Raw genomic sequence first — 17,719 nt, 5'->3', positions numbered from 1 at the left:
TTACCGGATTCCCCCGAGCGCCGTCACACGGTCAGCACTCGTCGGGCGCAGGCACTCCCCGCAGCCTGTCGTCCAGCCAGATCATGGCTTCCGGATAACCGAGCGCACCGGCGATGATGTGCTCACCAAGCACACTGCGGTACACCGCGGGCACGCCGAGTCCGCACTGCTCCAGATAGAGATCGCGCGCGCCCTCGGCCGGGATCCAGAACTCCTGCTCGCCGTTGTAGACGTAGAGCGGAGTCGCCGACCGCATCCCGGCCATCTTCGTCACCCGATAGATGTCCGCGGCCAGCGCCGAATGCAGCGGATCGGGGAAATTCGCGGCGATGTCGATCGGCAGCATCAGCACGCCGATCGCTCCGAAGCTGCTGCCGCACATGTTCTTCACCGGCGAGGTGGCCACCCATCGGGCGAGATTGTTCATCCCGGCCAGGATCTCCGGCCGCTCGCGGCCGATGCCGAACACGGCACCCATGAATATCGCCGAGGCGAGGTTGCCGTTCATGCTGCGGGCCAGGATCTCGAAGTCGGCGGGCACGCCGCCCAGCGCCGCGCCTACGATCACGTCCGCCAATTCCGGTGCGTAGCCGTCGATCAGCTTCACCGCCCCGTGCGTCGCGATCGCGCCGCCGGAATATCCCGCCAGGCCGAACTTCGCGGCGCCGAACTCCTCCGGCAGCAGCCCGCGCACCGCCCGGATCGAGTCGAGTACGGCGTGCCCGGCCACGATGGGTTCGGCGTAGGCCATCGAAGGGCCCTCGTGGTCCGGGATCAGCACGGCGTACCCGCGCAGCGCCGCCAGATGCGTCGTAGGCGGCAGGAAGTCGGTGGTGCTGGTGTCGGGGTTGAGCCCGTGCGCGAGGGTGTATCCCGGCGTGCAGGTACGGCCGAGGGCATCGATGGGCAGGTTGTTCACCACCACCGGCCGCTGACCGGGCCCTGGCCACGGTGCGGCGGGAACGATCAGCGTCGCCGTGGCGTACGACGGTGCGCCGTGCGCGTCCGTCGTACGGTACTTCACCAGCAGCGCACGCTGGATCGGCAGCAGCAGCAACGGCGCGGCCGTCGCGCGCACGTCGCGGACCTCGATGACCTGTCCCTCGGCCGATTCGTCGAGATTCGCGGGCCGTAGGTCGAACATCGGGTCGCCGACGGCGGAGGGCAGCGTGGCCGAGCGCAGCGCGGCCAGCGACGGCGACAGCGTAGTCGCCTCGTGCGCAGGCGAAATCGGCTCCGGCAGCGGCGCGATCGGCGGCGGCGGGATCACCTGATCGATGAGTTGTTGTAGCGCGGGCAGCAACCCGCCCGGCGGCGGCGCGGGCGGCGGCTCTGCGGCGGCGGGGACGGCCAGGACCGAGCTGGCGGCGAGCAATGCCACAGCAATGGCACGCGAAATCTTCATGGCACACGCCTTCGGGTGCGAACGGCAACGTCGTCTGGCACCCGGGCGCACTGGCCTTCGACCCCCGAAATGTCCCCTGTCAGACCGGGAGCCAGGACGTCAGGCTACGTCAGCGCCCTGGACTGGACGCAGTAAAGCGTCCGAGTTGTGTTGTCGCGTATCCATATCGCAACAACCGGCCGAGACCCCTTTCCGAAGAGTGGGGTCCCGGCTCGGCCGTTCACGTATCGTCGCTCAGCAATTGCTCGGCGCCGGCTCCCCTCGGAAACGAGCGTCCAGCCAGTTCAGTGCCGCGGGAATACCGAGCACCGCCGCGGTCAAATGGTCCGGCACCGGGATCTCCTCGGTCTGCACCCTGGCGCCCGCCGAACACCATCGCTTGTCGGTGTTGACCACCGCGTCGATCGGGATAAGGCCGTCGATCGGCGAATGCCATTCGAACACCGGCGTCTTCGGCACGCCATCGTAGAGTTCGAGGCTGTTCTCCTCGACCACGGCGCGCGCGGTGTTGTCGGTGATCATCGAGGTCGTCTTGGCGAAGTCCAGCGCACCGTGACCCGCCCCCGTCGAGAGGATGTCATTGGTGCAGCTGTTGGCGATCTGCGCGCGAGCGGCCAGACCACGTTCGTTCAGCTGGTCGCTCAGCGGGAAGCGAGTCGGGTACTCCCGTTCCAGTCCGAACCCGGCGGCGAACGCCAGACCGAACACCGGGTGCGGGTTGAGCCCCAGCCCCTCGAGCATCTTCACCAGATTCATCGGCACGCCGCCCATGGCCGCGCCCGCGATGTCGAGTTCCGGCGCGTACTTCGGCTGCAGAGCCGCGGCCCACGCGGTGGCCATCCCGCCGCCGGAGTATCCGACCATCGCCACCGGGCTGCGCTGCACCCCGAGTTCGTTGACCTGCTTGACGGCGCGGATCCCGTCGAGCGTGATCTGCCCGCCGAGCTTCGCGGCGCCGTAGGCGAAATTCGGGCCGAGGTGGTCGGGCAGCGCGACGCTCCAGCCGCGCGCCAGCAGCACGTTCCAGCCGGGCGCTTCCCGCACGACGAGGTTCGGGTCGCCGGTGTAGAGCACCCGGGAGACCGAGCACTCCGAGCCGAGCCCGTTGATGATGTGCTGGAACGACAGCAGCGGACCGTCCGCGCGATGCGCCTTCGGCGTCAGCACCGTGGTGGTCGCCGCGATCGGTTTCCCCTCCGAACTCGTCGACCGGAATCGGATCACGGTCACCGTGGTCTCCGGGAAGATCGCCAGCGGCGGCATCACCCTGGTCGCGATCACGTCGCCGGGCTTGCGGTCGGCGATGTCCGCGGGCGTCGCGTAGAAGGGATCCGGATCGGGTTCGGGATACAGCGGCGCGCTGGTCGCCGCGCCGGCCATGCTCGCGATCAGCACCAGCCCCGCGGCCATCGCTCCGATCGCACGTGCGAGACGTCTTCGCCCCACTCCCCTACCCAACGAACGTGGGCGCTGACTCATCGACGTGTGCCTCCTGAATCGTCCGACGCTGTGCTCATCCTCGGCAACATCACCCGCGCTGGGTACCGCCCGACGCGATCATGTTGACAATTCACAAGTTTGGGTCGCCCGGGCTGTGCCCGCGATGCGCCCCGGCTGGTGACTGTACCCCACCACGCCGCGTCCGTTCTGTGACATTTCCAGCCGATAACCTGCAACATGTTCTCAGCAGTGGCGGCCCTTTACCGTCAGTCCTACCGGCGCGGCTGCCGCGCAGGCCGGAAGGAGACAGTGGCATGGACGGCACTGTGCGCAGACTCGCTGACCGCGACGACACCCGAGAACCGCCGACCCGGCGTATCACCGTCTACTTCGACGGGCCCACTCCCGAGGACGCGCTGGTCCTCGAATACGCGGCCACCAAAACCGAGGCGTGGGAGTTCACCTCGGCCGCCGCACACGCCGGGCTCACCGTCACCGTCGACGGCCAGGTCCGTCCCGGCCTGCGCAGGCTACCGTGCCATTCGCTCTGGCGCTGAGTGAGCGGGCTCAGGGCCGATCGAGCACGCCACGCAGGAAGTCGAGCGCGTCGGGAAACGCCTCGCGCGCCGCGCCGAGATGATCGCCGGGATACCAGTCCACCCGCAGATCGGTGCCCGCGCAGCGCAGCTCGGCGATCAGCTCGAGCGTCAGCGGCGCGGGCACCTCCAGATCCGTCAGCCCTTGACCGAGGTACAACGGCACCGAGTAGCCGCTCGTCGGCACCTTCAACATCGCGCGCACCGCGGCCAGCAGCGCGGGGTCGTCCAATGGCCGCGACAGCATGGCCCCGATGCCGATGCCGGACACCTGCGCGTCCGCCTCGGCGGCGCAGTCCGCTTCCACGATGCGCAGGACGTCCCGGCCCACCGGGGTCAGGTAGCCGTCGATGTCCAGCTCCGGCGCACTGGCGCGCAATCCGGCCAGCAGCATGCCGAAATAGGTCGTCGTCTTCTGCAGCGGCAGCCGCGGCAGCCAAGGCCCCGCCAGCGGGAACACCACGTCCAGATTCGACGGTGCGCCGGTCGCGGCCGCGCCGCGCAGATCGAGTTCCGGTGCGTCGCCGGGCGCGAGATGGGCAGTGAACAGCGCGGCGTGCCCGCCCTGCGACTGACCGAACACCGCCCAGCGGGTACCGAGCGAAGGGGCGACCGCCCGTGCCGCGCGCACGCCGTCGATGATGCTGCGGGCCTGGGCGGGACCGTCCAGATAGGGATGCACGCCGGGGGTGCCGAGTCCGACGTAGTCGGAGATCACCACCGCATAGCCCGCGCGCAGCAGATCCGGGTACACCGACGTCAGGTAGTAGTCCCGGGGTCGCAGCGTGAACGCGCACTCGTCGGCGATCCCGGAAGTGCCGTGCGCGTAGGCGACGATCGGCCAACCCCCTTGCGGCGGAGCGCCCTCGGGCAGATAGAGCACTCCGGTGCTCAGCATGGGCCCGCGCGGGCCACGCGACCGATACGTCAGCCGTTCGGCGGTCGTCGCCCCTGCCACGTGCAGACGGTCCGCCAGTTCCGCCAGGTCCGTCACGGTGCCGGGCGCCTCGTCCACCCCGGCGTCCGCGGGCCCGGCCAACGCGACCGTCACCGAGACCACGACGCCCGCCGCCCCCGCCATGAACCGTCCACACCGCACCGACCGACTATCCCCAGCCGCGGCCGCACCGGCAAGCCACCACAATCGGTGGCCCGGCCGGGCGACCTCGCCGGGACCGCCCGGGCTCGCTAGGCTCGGATGAGCACGCCGGAAACCGGTGCCGAGGAGAACACAGGAGGCTCGACCGTGGCGCAGCGGTACCCGTATCGCCTCGTCACCCGGCGCCGCGCCGCCGTACTGCTCGCGGCGGGGCTGCTGCCTCTGCCGATCGCCTGTGGAAACGATTCGCCCGATCCTTCGGCGGACACGACCACGACCGCAGGCACCACGACCACCACCGTACCGACCGCGCCGATATCGATACCGCAGGCCGCCGTGCCGTCCGTCGACCCCTACGCGGGACAGCCGCTGATCGATCACGTCGCCTGGACCGAAGCGATCGACGGACCCCGGCTGCTCGTCTTCCCGACGCAGGCCGGTCGGCGGACCACCTTTCCCGGCTCGGACGAACGGGCGTGGCAGGAGGTCGTGGCCGAGTCGGCGGACGCGGACGCACCGGGCATGCGCGATCAGTTCGTCTGCCACTGGGCGTGGGCCCGGCTGGTCCAGCCGGACAAGCCGAGCTGGAACCTGGAACCGTGGCGCCCGGCGGTGGGCTACCAGGCCACCGTCGAAGCGCGCTGTAATCCCGGCGGCCCCGAGCGCTGAGCGCGGGCGCCGCCCCGACCGGAAGGAGCGATCCATGCGCGTCGTCATCGCAGGCGGACACGGGAAGATCGCATTGCTGCTGGCCCCATTGCTCACCGCGAACGGCCACGAGGTCGCCGCCCTCATCCGCGACCCCGAGCACGCCGCCGACGTACGCGCCACCGGCGCCGAACCGGTGCTGTGCGATCTGGAGAAGGCGGGCACAGACGAGGTGGAGGACGTTGTAAAAGGCGGCGACGCGGCGGTTTTCGCCGCCGGCGCCGGGCAGGGCAGCGGCGTGGACCGGAAATACACCGTCGACCTGGGCGGCTCCGTCCGGCTGGCCGAGACCGCCGAGCGCACCGGAGTGCGCCGCTTCCTGCAGATCTCCACGATGGGCGCGGGGCAGCCGGTCGCTCCCGGTTCCGACGACGTGTGGGCGGCGTACATCGACGCGAAGACCAAGGCCGAAGACGATCTGCGCGAGAGAGATCTCGACTGGACCATTGTGCGCCCCGGCCGCCTGACCGACTCCCCCGGCACCGGTCTGGTGACTCTCGCGCCGGCCCCGGTCGGGCGCAGCGAGGTCCCGCGCGCCGATGTGGCCGCCGTACTGGCCGGACTGCTGCCCGCCGCGCCCGCATACGGGCTGACCCTCGAACTCGTCTCGGGTGACACTCCGATTAGCCAGGCAATTGCACATCTGACCGATTGAGCTGTCGCGCACCCCGCTACCGCCCTTGCCGATCGACCGCAACGGTCACGATGGGAGAACAACCGTGTTCAGTCGAATCGTCTCGATGAAGATCCGCCCCGGCTCCCGCGCCGAGTTCCTGGCAGCCATATCCCGCAGCGCCGACGCCTCCGTCCGGACCGAGCCCGGCTGTCTGCGCTTCGACATCTGCGCAGATCGGGTGGACCCCCACCGATTCTTTCTCTATCAGCTCTACACCGACGACGAGGCGGCGGAAGCACACCGTTTCACCGAACATTTTCTTGCTTGGCGGGCCGCGGCGGACCAATTCGTCGAGCCGGGTACACAGATCGATTACAGCACGGACGTCCTATTCGGCCGCGACTGAAATTTCGCGTCGGGCACCGTTTCCGCAAACTTCCGGCCGCGAAATACGCAGTGCGCACGTGCAATCGATCGTGCAGATGTGCTTGCATCTGAAAGGTACGGCGGCATAAACTCGGTCCCGCAACGCTTTACAGGGGACCACCAGGGGAGGCCGCGTGGGCGAGCCGAAGGCCGAAGCCGCCATGGGTTTGCCGCCGCCAGAAACAGGGGCATTCGAATGGAACATCCACTTACCGGCGGCCGGTTCGGATCAGCCGACACCGCACTGGCCGACCAGCCGGCGAACGGTAGACATATGAGCACATTATCGGCCCACAGCGGCCACACCGATACCGCATTTTCCCGAGAAACCGCCGTGGCATACGTGATCGATGCCGTCGAATCCACCGGGGCGGCGACTCGGCACGATTTCGATATCGACCGCATCGTCACCACCGCGCACGCGATGGCCGACGACTGGGATCTCGAGGCATTGCAGCCCGCTACATTCTGGCGAATCGCCTCCAGCTTCATCAAGCAGTAGATCGTCCCGCCGTCCGAGCCCGGCGGATAACGAAATTTTCGGCGGCTACCACCGCCGAGCGATTGGACAGCAAAGAAAAACCGAGCGGCCACCTCCGATTTGGGAGGTGGCCGCTCGGCGTATCGGGTCTTCGGCGGCGCCGAGACTACCGCGTGGCCTCAGCGCCCTTCGGCATACTTCTCCATGATCGCGATCGACTTGTCCGGGCGCTCGGCCTGCACACTGAGGCGGTCCATCACCGACAGGTACAACGCCAGGTCTTGCCGCCGCTCGAGATACAACGCGCTGGTCAACTGTTCGAGATACACGATGTCCGGCAGTTCGGCCTCGGCGAAACGCAGAATGCTGAAGGAGCTGCCCGCCGCGGCGTGCTCCCCCGCGGTGAACGGCAGCACCTGGATCGTCACATTGGGCAGCTTCGCCAGCCGGACCAGATGCAGCATCTGCTCTCGATGCACCTGCGCGCCACCGACGGGCCGCACCAACGCGGCCTCGTCGAGCACCGCCCACACCACCGGCGGGTCCGAGCGGAAGAGGATTTCCTGCCTGCGCTGACGCACCGCGACCCGCCGATCCGTGTCGGCGTCCTCGTACCCGAGCGATACGACCGCCCGGGCGTATTCGGGCGTTTGCAGCAGTCCGGGAACAAGATGCGACTCGTAGGTGCGGATCTTGCTCGCGGCCTGTTCCAGGCCGAGGTAGGTGCCGAACCACTGCGGCAGCAGGTCGCTGTAGCGATGCCACCAGCCGGGCTCGTTGGCCTGCCTGGCCAACTCGAGGAACGACTCGCGCTCCTCGGCGTCGTGAACGCCGTAAAGGGTCAGCAGGTCGCGGATGTCGCGTTCCTTGAAGCCGGTACGGCCCAACTCGAGACGACTGATCTTGGCGTGCGATCCCCGGATCGCATCACCCGCCGCTTCACGGGTGATGCCCTTCTTCTCCCGAAGCTTGCGCAGCTGGCCGCCCAATGCGATGCGTAGCACGGTCGGACCACGTTCCGCGACAACGGATTGCACATGACCATCGTCATCGGGTTCAGCGATCATCGAGTTCGTCTCCGATACTCCGGGGGTTGCCCACAGTGTGTCACAACCACCTGTCGCGAGACACACCGCACCGACCGCCAATGTTACCGCTCAGCTAGTCAAATAGTCGAACTCCCCGGCCTTCGCGCCGCGGACGAACGCGTCGATCTCCGGACGCGTGTAGATCAAGACCCCGCCTTCCGGGTCCCGCGAGTTACGTACTGCCACCTGGCCGTTGGCCGTTTCGGCCACCTCGACGCAGTTGCCGCTCGGATTACTGAAGGAACTCTTTCGCCAAGTTCCGATGATCTCGTTGGTGGATGTATCCGACATCTTCCCCACTCCTCCGTTACCGCAGTCAGGCGATTCGGTTCGTGCAGATGCACGTTCAAACGTTCTTGCATCTGCACCGACACCGGACGATAGCACGAAGTTCGCCCCCTGTGCGCCCACGGATCGGCGTCATCCGGCGACAGATGTGAAACACGATCACCTCGACCCGGAAACACCGAGATCAGCTCGCCGATCCACCCCTCTGGACGCGCGCGAATCTTGTACTGTCACAGTGCACATCGGATGTACCAGTCATTCGCGACAACCCCACGCACCCACCTGCACGGCAGTGCCGCGGACCCGTTTCTGCCTAGGAGTACAACCCCATGACCGAAGACCACAGCCCCCTCATCCGAACCGACATACCCCACTCCGCGCGCATCTGGAACTACTGGATGGGCGGCAAGGACTATTACGAGATCGACCGCATCGCAGGCGATGCCGGGATCGAGGTGGATCCGGACATCACCACCATGGCGGTGCAGTCGCGCCAGTTCCTCATCCGCGCGGTGCGCTACCTCGCCGGGGAGCAGGGCATCCGCCAGTTCCTCGACATCGGGACCGGCCTGCCCACGATGCAGAACACCCATGAGGTCGCCCAGAGCGTCGCGCCGGAGTCCCGGATCGTGTACGTGGACAACGATCCGCTGGTGCTCACGCACGCGCGGGCGCTGCTCACTTCCACCACGCCGGAGGGCGTCACCACCTACATCGACGCCGACTACCACGATCCCGAGCGGATCATCACCGACGCCAAGCACGTCCTGAACTTCAACGAGCCCATCGCCGTGATGTTCATGGGCGTGCTCGGCCACGCCAAGACCTACGACGAGCTGCTGCGCATCGTGCGCACCGTGCTGGACGCCGTGCCGTCGGGCAGCTACCTGGTGATGTGGGACGGCACCGACGACAGCAAGGCGTATGTCACCTTGTGCGAGAACTACACCGGCACCGGTGGCACTCCTTATGTCCCCCGCCCGCAGGCTCAGATCAAGGCCGTCTTCGACGGTCTGGAGTTGGTCGAGCCGGGCTTCGTGTCCATCACGCAGTGGCGCTCGGGCGCCACGGAGGTGGGCGAGTCCCGTCCGATCTCCGCCTATGGCGCGGTCGCGCGCAAGCCGTAAGGCCCCTGAACGCCAAACCGCAAGCGGCACAGCGGCGGTCGCCGGTCACCACCGGCGGCCGCCGCCGGTTTTTTCTCCGACCGATCGTGCAGATGTACTTGCATTTGCAAGCGACGGAGGAATAGACTCGAACTCGAAATCGGGGAGGTACGCAGGGAGTTCGAGTCTGCGCTACCAGTACGTCGGCCTCCCCGCCGCACGTCGGACGCGAGGGGTAGTCGAATGATCGAGCCATTTCGAACTTCCCCCCGGGTTGCCGTCATCGACGGCGCCGGCGCCGAGCCCTTCCGCCAGTACCCTGCGCCCGAGTTCGCCGCGACGGATTGCAGTGTGGAGCCCCGCGGCCTCACCTACCGGCAGGCCCGCGACATCCTCTACGCCCATGAGGTCCACGGTCCGCAGTGCAGGCAGTGGCTGGCGGCAGCCGCGTATCTGTCAGCCGGGCTGGACGACGAATAACAGGCCACATCCCGGCGCGCGAGTGCCTCGCCGCTTCGTAAACCCTGCTCCAGCACCGTAATCCGGGCCGCGCGCTGCGCGTCCGTCATCGGGTCACTACGGAATGCGGAGCGATCCCAAGCGATCTCACAGATCACTCCCGGTCCACACAGCCCTTTCGTATAGTGATCGATCGACTCGGGCGCGATGTCTCGCACGCCCGACGTGGCATTGGGGAGCGAACTCGTCATGACCTACTCCGCGTTGGATCTGTCCGCCGACTCGTCCGACCCGGTGCTGGAAATCGGTGGACAGCCGGCTTCGGTGCCTTTGCAGAACACCGACAGCGTGGCCTCGCACATGGTCGGATATTTCGAGAACGTCATGGCGCCCTGCCGCACCCTGCCCGGCGAGCAGATCCGCGGTGACGTCACGAAGCTCACCCGCAGCTGCCTGAACCTCGCCGCAGAGATGTTCGACCGGCGAACCGTGCCGGACGAGGAGCAACTCGGCCCGGTGCGCGCGGCCGCCGCCCGCTGGGCGCGCGAGGGCGTGCCGTTGAGCACCATCCTGCGCGCCTACCACGAAGGATTGCGCATCGCCTTCGGTCTGGTCACCGCGCCCGCCGAGGCCGACGACGTCGAGGAGGTGCTGGTCGCCGCCGATCTGCTCCTCGAACTGCTCGAGGCGATCACCGCGGCGGTGTCCGATGCCTACGTCGACGAACAGCACCTGGTCGCCAAGGAGCATCAGACGGCGGCGCAGACGCTCGCCTCGGCGCTGCTGAGCGGGCGCGGCAGCTCGGCTCTGGCCCGCCAGACGGGTATTCCGATCGCGGAGGCGTATCAGGTTGTCGCCCTGTCGATTCCGGAGCATCCGGACGAGCGCGATCCGCGCGTCGACGGGAACGTCGCCGCGCGCCGGAAACTGCGACGGCTACAGTCCGAGCTGGCCACCGTGTTCGCCTCCCGCGCGCTCGCGCTGCTCAGCGCCAAGGGCGGCACACTGCTCATCCCGTCGGGCGACGAGGCCGAGACCGTCCTCACGGCCGCCACGCTCGAGCTGCTCGCCGTCGCCGCCGAGGTCCCGCTCACCGCGACCGTGGTGCCGACCGACACCGATCAGATCCCCGAATCGGCCGATCAGGCACACGAGCTGCTCAATCTCGTGCGCGTCGGCGTCCGGCCGCCCGGTCTCTACCAGATGTCGGATCTGGCGGTGGAGTATCAGCTCACCCGCAGCGGCCCGGCCACGCGCCGGATCGCGACCATCCTCGACCCGCTCGACGCCCATCCCGAGCTGTTCGACACCATGCGCGCCTACCTGGGCAACGACATGAACCGGCAGCTCACCGCGCGCCAGCTCTTCGTGCACCCGAACACCGTCGACTACCGCCTGCGCCGCATCGCCCAGCTCACCTCGATCGACCTGGCGACCTCGGCGGGCATCTCACAGGCGGCGATCGCCCTGCTGGCCCGGGATCTGGACCGCAGCGTCGCCCGTCGCCTGTGACGTCCGCGCCGTGACCTGATCGTGGCCTGTAACGGATTCGTGCTGGTCACCGGACCGTGAACTTGCGATCCTGGTAGTGCCGCGACGTCTGGATGGTGAAATATGCGAATTTCGGAGATCCTGCACAGAAAAGGCAGCGACGTGGCCACGGTCGCGCCCGATACGACGGTACGCACACTGCTCGCCACGCTGGCCGAGCGGAACATCGGCGCTGTCGTCGTCTCCCCCGACGGCAACACGATCGCGGGCATCGTCTCCGAGCGCGACGTGGTACGCAGTCTGCACGCGTGGGGCGCGGACCTGCTGGACATGCCGGTCTCGGCGATCATGACCTCCGCGGTGCGCACCTGCGCGCCCGAGGACCGGGTCGACGGCCTGCGCCGCACCATGACCGACCACCGCATCCGGCATCTGCCGGTGGTGCACGAGGGCAGGCTGGTCGGCATCGTGAGCATCGGCGATGTGGTCAAGAGCGCGATCTCGGAATTGGCGGACGAACGCGAACACCTCGTGGAGTACCTGCAGGGCAGATATTAGAGCTCGCTGAGGTTCCCCAGATCGGCCGAGAGCCAGTGCTCCGGCCGCAGGAATACGGCGACCTGCTCACCGTAGGCCTCGGCCGCCTTCAGGTAGGTGTCCACCGATTCGGCGGGTACGTACCGCGCGGCCATTTCACGGTGCATCTCGTCGGTCATCGGGGTGATCCGGGTGACCGGGCCCTCCACGCTCACGTAGCGGACCGTGGGTTCGGCCTGCTGCACCATCAGACCGAACCGGCCGGTCTCCCGGATGTAGCGCATCTTCTGCGACTCCGGGCCGGTCAGGATCCAGACCTCGTCACCGGGACTGTATTGGTACCAGATCGGGACGGTGAGCGGGCCACGACCGGTGCCCGCGGCCACCGAGAACGCCGCGATATGCGGCTGCGCAAGGAACTCTTGACGCTCTTGCAGGGTCAGAGGCATACGTTCCAGGCTAGTCGTGAAAGCCTTTGTCCACGACAAAACTTCGAAGTCCGTATCGAAAATGCGTATCGTGGGTGACGTCCGAGTTACCGGTGGGAAGGGAGCGTCACGTTGCGGTCCCCCACCCCGAGATCGCCGGTGACGCGGACGGAGGAGATTCCCCGGCCGCCGGAAATCCCGACGTTCGCGCCCGCTGCGGTGCGGTCGCTGTTCCCGGCCCTCGCCGGCGCCTCCGAGGTCTATTTGGACAGCGCCGCCACCACGCAGAAGCCGCTGCCGGTGATCGAGACCATTCAGCGCTACCACAGCAACAACACCGCCAACGCAGGCCGCGGCACCTACCCCTGGGCCACCGGTCTCACGGCTCGGATCGCCCGCGTCCGCGAACACGCCGCCGCGTTCATCGGCGCCGAGCATCCGGACGAGGTGGTCTTCACCGCGGGCGCCACCGCCGCACTCAACGCCGTCGCGCTGTCGTGGGGTCTGACGGCGCTCGCCGACGGCGACGAGATCCTCTACAACGCAAGCGATCACGCGTCGAACGTGTACCCGTGGCAGCACTTGCGCGGGCTGCTCGCCCGGTTCGGACGCCGCATCCACCTCGTTCCCTACCGGGTGACCGCTGCGGGCGAGGCGGACACCGACGACATCCTGGCCAAGATCACCCCGCGCACCCGGCTGATCACGACCGGGCATCTGCACCATGTCTTCGGCGGTCTGAGCACTCTCGAGGAACTGCGCGGCCGGATCGATCCGGCGATCCTGCTGTGCTTCGACTGCTCGCAGAGCGGCGGCCATCTTCCGGTCGACGTCACCGCGCTCGGTGCGGATTTCGCGATCTTCGCCGCGCACAAGATGTTCGGTGCGCCCGGCACCGGGATCCTCTACTGTCACCGGCGTGTGCACGACCGGTTGACGCCGTTCCTGCCCGGGGGCAACTCCGGCGTCGAACCGGGTCCCGGCGGGCTGCGCCCGGGGCCGATGCCGTCGCTGCTGGAAGGCGGAACGCCCGACATTCCTGGCATCCTCGCCCTCGGCAGTGCGCTGGAGGTGCTGGAATCGTTCGGACTCGACGCCGTCGCCGCGCACAATCGCGCCCTGACCCTGCGGCTGATCGACGGGCTGCGACCGGTTCCCGGCCTGGAGTTCCTGCCCGGCCCGGCGCACGCGACCTGCGAGGTCGGCTACGGCATCGTCTCCTTCACCCTGGAGGGGATCTCGGCCGCCGACGCGGGATTCGTCCTGAGCGAGTTCGGTTTCCTGGTGCGCACCGGTGCGCACTGCGTCCCCGCCGAATCCGACGGCGCGGGCTCGGTGCGGGTCAGCACGCACATCTACAACACGCCCGACGAGATCGACCGGTTCGTCGCGTGCGTGCGAACCATCGCCGAGGAGGTCACGTGAGTAACGACATCCCCCGCTACGACCGGCGGGCCGCGTCCAGGGTGCTGGCCGACTTGGCGCAGCCAGGGCTGTTCACCGAACCGGTACCCGCTCCCCGACATCGGCGATTCGAATACGCCTGTACGGCCTTGGGTCTCGAGCCGGACAGCCATCTCACCTACTCGCAGCGGCTGTATCTGGAGCGGTTCATGCGGCCGTGCCGCGCGGACCAGGTGACGAGCGCGACGCATCGGATCGCGTGGACCGACAGCGCGGGCATCCCGAATACCGGGCACTTCCGTGCCGGTGGTCTCGGCCCGTCGGTGCCGATCGCGACGCGCGAGACGGTCCTGGCGTTGTGGCGCCAATTGGACGCCGACGCCGATTTCGCCGCGCGGGTCGCGGCGCTCGGACCTCGCGAACACGCCGTATTGGCCGGCACGACCACCGACCACGATCCGCGCGACATCTTCCGGGTCGGCATCGAGGCGGCGGGGCGCGTGCTGGCCCAGCACGCGTTGCTGGCGGACGCGACCCCCTACCGCGACGCCGCCGAATTCGCCGAAGGGCTCCGCGTTTCCGGAATCTTCGCCGCGGTCGCCACGCGATGGTTCTGGGAATTGCAGGCCTCGACCTACCGGCGGGGCATGATCCCGGTGACGCTGGTCGCGCAACCCGACGGCACCGTCCGCTATTCGGCGGAGACGGTGGCGACCCTGCGCGCGATGAAGGACGCCACCATCGCCGACGCGCACGCCGTGATGGAGCGCGCCACCACGGCCGAAGGCCTCACGGTGGCCGAGGCGATCGCCAAGTACCACGACGACCTCGACCTGATCTCCCGGCAATACGCCCTGCTGCCCGAGGGCAGCCATCCGGCCTGCCCGGCCGCCACGCCACACCAGCTCGACAGCGGGCATTTCAGTCTCCTCCCGCTGCTGGTCGACCGATTCGTCGCGACGTTCACCGAGATCGCGGGCCGCTGCGCGGTCACCGAGGTGAGCGCCGAACTCGACGAGGCGACCGCCGACCGGGTCGCGACCGCCGAGGACCAGGTGTTCTACGTGCCCGACATGACCTGCAAGCACTGCGTCCGCACGATCGGCGGAGTGCTGGAGTCGATGGACATCCGCGTGGTCGAGATCGACCTGGACAGCAAACGGGTGGTGGCCGAGTTCCGCAGCCCGCGCAATCGGGCCCGTGCGTTCGAGGCGATCCGGGACGGCGGCTACAACCCGGTCGCGCAGCGGCCGGACGACGCGCCGCGGGCGTCGGCCACCGAGCCGTCGGAAGCCGCCGTATGACGCCGTGGCCGCCGGCGCTGCCCGCGAAGCTCCACCCGATCGTCCGCGCTTTTCTCGACACTCCCGGCCTCCCGACGCAAACGCTGACGAGATTCGGATCGCCCGCGCATCTGGTATTCCCGCAGGTGTATTCGGAGAATCTCCTGCGCCTGCGTTCCGTGCTGGAGCGGAGCCTTCCCGGCCACCGGATCTGTTACGCGCACAAGGTGAACCAGTCTCGCGCGTTCGTCCGTACCGCCGAACGCGAGGGCATCGCCGTCGACGTCGCCTCACCGCACGAACTGTCCAGCGCCCGCGCCGCCGGGTTCGATCCGGCGCGCATCGAGGTCACCGGCCCGAAAGGGGAAGCCTTCCTGCGTGAACTCGTCGACCGAGGGGTCACGATCAACGTGGACAACCTCTGGGAGCTGGGCCGCATCGCGGAACTGGCCGGAACGCAAGCGGAAGTGCCTGTGCTACTGCGAATTTCCGGATTCGACGCGGGACAGGTGAGCCGGTTCGGGATACCGCTCGCGCATGTCGGGCAGGCATTCGATCTGCTGTCGGCGCGGCGCGGGCGGATCGCCTTCCTCGGCTTCGCCTTTCACCTCGACTCCGGCGACCTCGGTGAGCGCGTCCGGGCGATCGACACCTGCCTGCGACTGATCGAGCGCGCCTACGATCACGGGCTCACCCCGTCGGTGCTCGACATCGGCGGCGGCTTCCGGCAGGTGTTCACCGCCGACGCCGAGCGGTTCGACGCCTACGTGCTCGCGCTGCGCGAATCGCTGCTCGGCCGTGGGGAGCCGATGACCTGGGGCAGCAACACCTTCGGCTACCACGTCGCGGGCGGGGCCGTGCACGGCACACCGGTGTTCCACAAGTACGCCAACACCATCGCCGCCGACCGCATGCTCGCCGATCTGCTCGACGCTCCGCTGGAGCGGCACGGCGGACGCACGGTGGCGCAGGTGGCGGGCGACAATCTGCTGGAGATGTGGCTGGAGCCGGGCAAGGCGCTGGTAGATCACGCGGGTATCACGGTGGCCACAGTCGAGTTCGTCAAGGAGGTCGCCGACGGCAGCGTGCTGGTGCACGTCGACCTCAGCCGCGATTCGGTGACGCCCGCCGATCAGGAGGTCATGGTCGACCCGATCCTCCTGCCCGGCGATGACGCGACCGCGGGCGACCGCGACAGGGGTCCGGTCGGCGTCTACCTCGCCGGGCGGCTGTGCCTGGAGCGCGATCTGATCACCAACCACAAGGTGTGGCTGCCCGCGCGGCCCCGGCCGGGCGATTCGGTGGTGTTCCCGAATACCGCCGCCTATCACATGGACCTGTCCGCCGCGACGGCCTCCATGCATCCCCTGCCCGCGAAACTCGCGGTCACCCGGACGCCCGACGGGTTCCGGGTCGTGCACGACGCCGACTACGAGCCCGATTTCCCCGTCGAGTCTTCCCGGCCGCGTCACATCGCGCCGCACGCCACCGACCTCGTCAACCGTCCGGTCCGATCCGTCGAGGCCCCCTGATGCGATACGACCACATCACCGAACTCATCGGCAACACGCCGCTGCTGCGGCTCGACCCCGCGGTGCACGGGCTGGCGAATGTCGAACTCTACGCGAAACTGGAGTCGCACAACCCGTTCGGTTCGGTGAAGGACCGGGTGGCCTGGGCGATGCTGCGCGACGACCTGGCGCGAATCCGCGCCGAGGGCCGGACACTCATCGAGGCGTCCAGCGGTAACACGGCCAAAGCGCTGCGCGTCCTCGGCGCGATGTACGGGATCGACCTGCGCGCGGTGACCAACCGGATCAAAGTGGGCGAGGTCCGTGATCTGCTGCAGCTGTTAGGCACCGAGATCGTGGAACTGCCCGGCCTCTCCGAGTGCCCGGACCCGACGACGCCGAACGACGTCTACTCGGTGATCGAGGCGACCATGGCCCAGCAGCCCGCTACGTACCGGCATCTGTCGCAGTACACCAACGAGAAGAACATCGAGGCGCACCACCACGGCACCGGCCGGGAGATCCACGAGGACCTGGCCGCCGATGGCATCACCAGGATCGATTATCTGATCGGCGGGCTCGGCACCACCGGTTCCACCAGGGGGACCGCTACCTACCTGCGCAAGCACAATCCCGAATTGCGCACCGTCGCAGTGGTTTCGGAGCGATCGGACTTCATTCCCGGCATCCGTTCGGAGAGCGAGATGTGGGACGTCGGGCTGTTCCAGCCGGAATTCTACGACCGGATCGTGACCGTGACGGCGGGCGACGCCGTGGACGCGACGCTGCGCCTGGCGAGCGGATACGGGGTCCTGGCCGGGCCGACCAGCGGTGCGAGTTACGCCGCCGCGCTGGAGACGCTCGGCGCGCTCGATGTGTCCGCGAGGGATCCGGACGATCCGCTCGTGGCGGTGTTCATCGTCTGCGATCGCCTCGAACCGTACCTGTCGTACATCAAGAAGCGCAGGCCGGAACGGTTCGGGCGCGCCGAACGCGAAGCGGCCCCGACCGCGGAGGAGCTGGCGGCGGTGCCGCGGCTGTCGCCCGAGCAGCTCGCCGAGCTGGACCGGACCGGACGCCCGACCATCGTGGACAGCCGTGGCGCCATGGCCTATCGGATCGGGCACGTCCCCGGCGCGTTGAACATCCGCGACGACCAGCTCGACGACATGTTCGGGCACGGCATCCCGTTCCCGCGCTCGCGCCCCGTCGTCTTCGTCTGCCCCGTCGGTGAACTGTCGGTGCGGTTCGCCGCACGGGCCAGGCGAGCCGGCTACGACGCCACCAGCTTGGCCGGTGGCGTGGTCGCCTGGCGCGATGCGGGGTTGCCGCTGGAACGAGGCTGATCGCCCG

19 protein-coding genes are annotated in these 17,719 nt (G+C 68.2%); 13 read left to right on the top strand and 6 right to left on the bottom strand.

The genetic code is table 11. The features are described from left to right. Nucleotides 1-31: 31 nt before the first annotated feature. Nucleotides 32-1,405, bottom strand: coding sequence for a lipase family protein (locus AB0L97_RS30700; RefSeq protein ID WP_355078406.1), 1,374 nt, complete (start codon nt 1,403-1,405; stop codon nt 32-34). Nucleotides 1,406-1,639: 234 nt separating this feature from the next. After that, nucleotides 1,640-2,815: a lipase family protein gene (locus AB0L97_RS30695; protein ID WP_355078407.1), complete on the bottom strand. Its 1,176-nt coding sequence runs from the start codon at nt 2,813-2,815 to the stop codon at nt 1,640-1,642. Nucleotides 2,816-3,159: 344 nt separating this feature from the next. On the opposite strand from AB0L97_RS30695, the gene AB0L97_RS30690 reads away from it, so the two are divergent. After that, complete coding sequence (locus tag AB0L97_RS30690) at nt 3,160-3,402, top strand: hypothetical protein (protein WP_355078408.1); 243 nt, start codon at nt 3,160-3,162, stop codon at nt 3,400-3,402. 10 nt (nt 3,403-3,412) lie between these two features. Here AB0L97_RS30690 and AB0L97_RS30685 read toward each other — a convergent pair whose 3' ends face one another. Continuing rightward, nucleotides 3,413-4,540, bottom strand: coding sequence for a lipase family protein (locus AB0L97_RS30685; RefSeq protein ID WP_364436296.1), 1,128 nt, complete (start codon nt 4,538-4,540; stop codon nt 3,413-3,415). A gap of 99 nt (nt 4,541-4,639) precedes the next feature. Here AB0L97_RS30685 and AB0L97_RS30680 point away from each other — a divergent pair, with 99 nt between their 5' ends. The 4 genes from AB0L97_RS30680 (at nt 4,640) to AB0L97_RS30665 (ending at nt 6,792) form a co-directional block, all read left to right on the top strand. Continuing rightward, nucleotides 4,640-5,209, top strand: a complete 570-nt coding sequence (locus tag AB0L97_RS30680; protein WP_364436293.1) for a DUF2599 domain-containing protein — start codon at nt 4,640-4,642, stop codon at nt 5,207-5,209. Between the two features lie 34 nt (nt 5,210-5,243). After that, a complete protein-coding gene (locus AB0L97_RS30675) occupies nt 5,244-5,903 on the top strand; it encodes an SDR family oxidoreductase (protein WP_356968221.1) in 660 nt (219 codons plus the stop codon). Nucleotides 5,904-5,967: 64 nt separating this feature from the next. Further along, a complete protein-coding gene (locus AB0L97_RS30670) occupies nt 5,968-6,270 on the top strand; it encodes a putative quinol monooxygenase (protein WP_043690427.1) in 303 nt (100 codons plus the stop codon). 294 nt (nt 6,271-6,564) lie between these two features. Beyond that, entirely contained in the window at nt 6,565-6,792 is a 228-nt protein-coding gene (locus AB0L97_RS30665; protein WP_355078412.1) for a hypothetical protein, read from the top strand. Between the two features lie 158 nt (nt 6,793-6,950). On the opposite strand, the gene AB0L97_RS30660 is transcribed toward AB0L97_RS30665, so the two are convergent. Both AB0L97_RS30660 and AB0L97_RS30655 read right to left on the bottom strand, forming a co-directional pair. Continuing rightward, entirely contained in the window at nt 6,951-7,838 is an 888-nt protein-coding gene (locus tag AB0L97_RS30660) for a helix-turn-helix transcriptional regulator (RefSeq protein WP_355078413.1), read from the bottom strand. Between the two features lie 90 nt (nt 7,839-7,928). Further along, a complete protein-coding gene (locus AB0L97_RS30655) occupies nt 7,929-8,150 on the bottom strand; it encodes a DUF397 domain-containing protein (RefSeq protein ID WP_039797917.1) in 222 nt (73 codons plus the stop codon). Nucleotides 8,151-8,476: 326 nt separating this feature from the next. Here AB0L97_RS30655 and AB0L97_RS30650 point away from each other — a divergent pair, with 326 nt between their 5' ends. The 4 genes from AB0L97_RS30650 to AB0L97_RS30635 all read left to right on the top strand — a co-directional run bounded on the left by AB0L97_RS30650 (nt 8,477) and on the right by AB0L97_RS30635 (nt 11,761). Next, entirely contained in the window at nt 8,477-9,274 is a 798-nt protein-coding gene (locus AB0L97_RS30650) for an SAM-dependent methyltransferase (protein WP_355078414.1), read from the top strand. A 222-nt stretch (nt 9,275-9,496) separates the two neighbouring features. After that, the gene (locus AB0L97_RS30645; RefSeq protein ID WP_356969653.1) at nt 9,497-9,733 is read left to right on the top strand and encodes a hypothetical protein; all 237 of its coding nucleotides are present in this window, start codon (nt 9,497-9,499) and stop codon (nt 9,731-9,733) included. Nucleotides 9,734-9,919: 186 nt separating this feature from the next. After that, complete coding sequence (locus AB0L97_RS30640; protein WP_364436284.1) at nt 9,920-11,224, top strand: helix-turn-helix domain-containing protein; 1,305 nt, start codon at nt 9,920-9,922, stop codon at nt 11,222-11,224. Between the two features lie 102 nt (nt 11,225-11,326). After that, on the top strand, nt 11,327-11,761 hold the full coding sequence (locus tag AB0L97_RS30635; RefSeq protein WP_355078417.1) for a CBS domain-containing protein: 435 nt from the start codon (nt 11,327-11,329) through the stop codon (nt 11,759-11,761). On the opposite strand, the gene AB0L97_RS30630 is transcribed toward AB0L97_RS30635, so the two are convergent. Then, nucleotides 11,758-12,189 (bottom strand): pyridoxamine 5'-phosphate oxidase family protein, encoded by a 432-nt coding sequence (locus tag AB0L97_RS30630; RefSeq protein WP_355078418.1) that lies wholly within the window; start codon nt 12,187-12,189, stop codon nt 11,758-11,760. The genes AB0L97_RS30635 and AB0L97_RS30630 overlap by 4 nt on opposite strands. 138 nt (nt 12,190-12,327) lie before the next feature. Between AB0L97_RS30630 and AB0L97_RS30625 the strand changes: the two genes are divergently transcribed. Genes AB0L97_RS30625 through AB0L97_RS30610 form a run of 4 tightly spaced genes read left to right on the top strand, consistent with a single transcriptional unit; the run spans nt 12,328 to nt 17,712 of the window. Continuing rightward, the gene (locus tag AB0L97_RS30625) at nt 12,328-13,593 is read left to right on the top strand and encodes an aminotransferase class V-fold PLP-dependent enzyme (protein WP_364436279.1); all 1,266 of its coding nucleotides are present in this window, start codon (nt 12,328-12,330) and stop codon (nt 13,591-13,593) included. Further along, nucleotides 13,590-14,876, top strand: a complete 1,287-nt coding sequence (locus AB0L97_RS30620) for a heavy-metal-associated domain-containing protein (RefSeq protein WP_364436276.1) — start codon at nt 13,590-13,592, stop codon at nt 14,874-14,876. The genes AB0L97_RS30625 and AB0L97_RS30620 overlap by 4 nt, the downstream gene beginning before the upstream one ends. Next, the gene (locus tag AB0L97_RS30615) at nt 14,873-16,387 is read left to right on the top strand and encodes a decarboxylase (protein ID WP_364436273.1); all 1,515 of its coding nucleotides are present in this window, start codon (nt 14,873-14,875) and stop codon (nt 16,385-16,387) included. The genes AB0L97_RS30620 and AB0L97_RS30615 overlap by 4 nt, the downstream gene beginning before the upstream one ends. Then, nucleotides 16,387-17,712 carry a pyridoxal-phosphate dependent enzyme gene (locus AB0L97_RS30610; protein ID WP_364436270.1) on the top strand — a complete coding sequence of 442 codons (1,326 nt, stop codon included), beginning with the start codon at nt 16,387-16,389 and terminating at the stop codon, nt 17,710-17,712. The genes AB0L97_RS30615 and AB0L97_RS30610 overlap by 1 nt, the downstream gene beginning before the upstream one ends. The last annotated feature ends 7 nt before the right edge of the window (nt 17,713-17,719 follow it).

This window comes from Nocardia sp. NPDC051911 (genome assembly GCF_040681035.1).
Taxonomy (GTDB): Bacteria; Actinomycetota; Actinomycetes; order Mycobacteriales; family Mycobacteriaceae; genus Nocardia; species Nocardia sichangensis.
The sequence above is the reverse complement of the archived record's forward strand: the minus strand, read 5'-3'. Positions and strand labels throughout refer to the sequence as shown.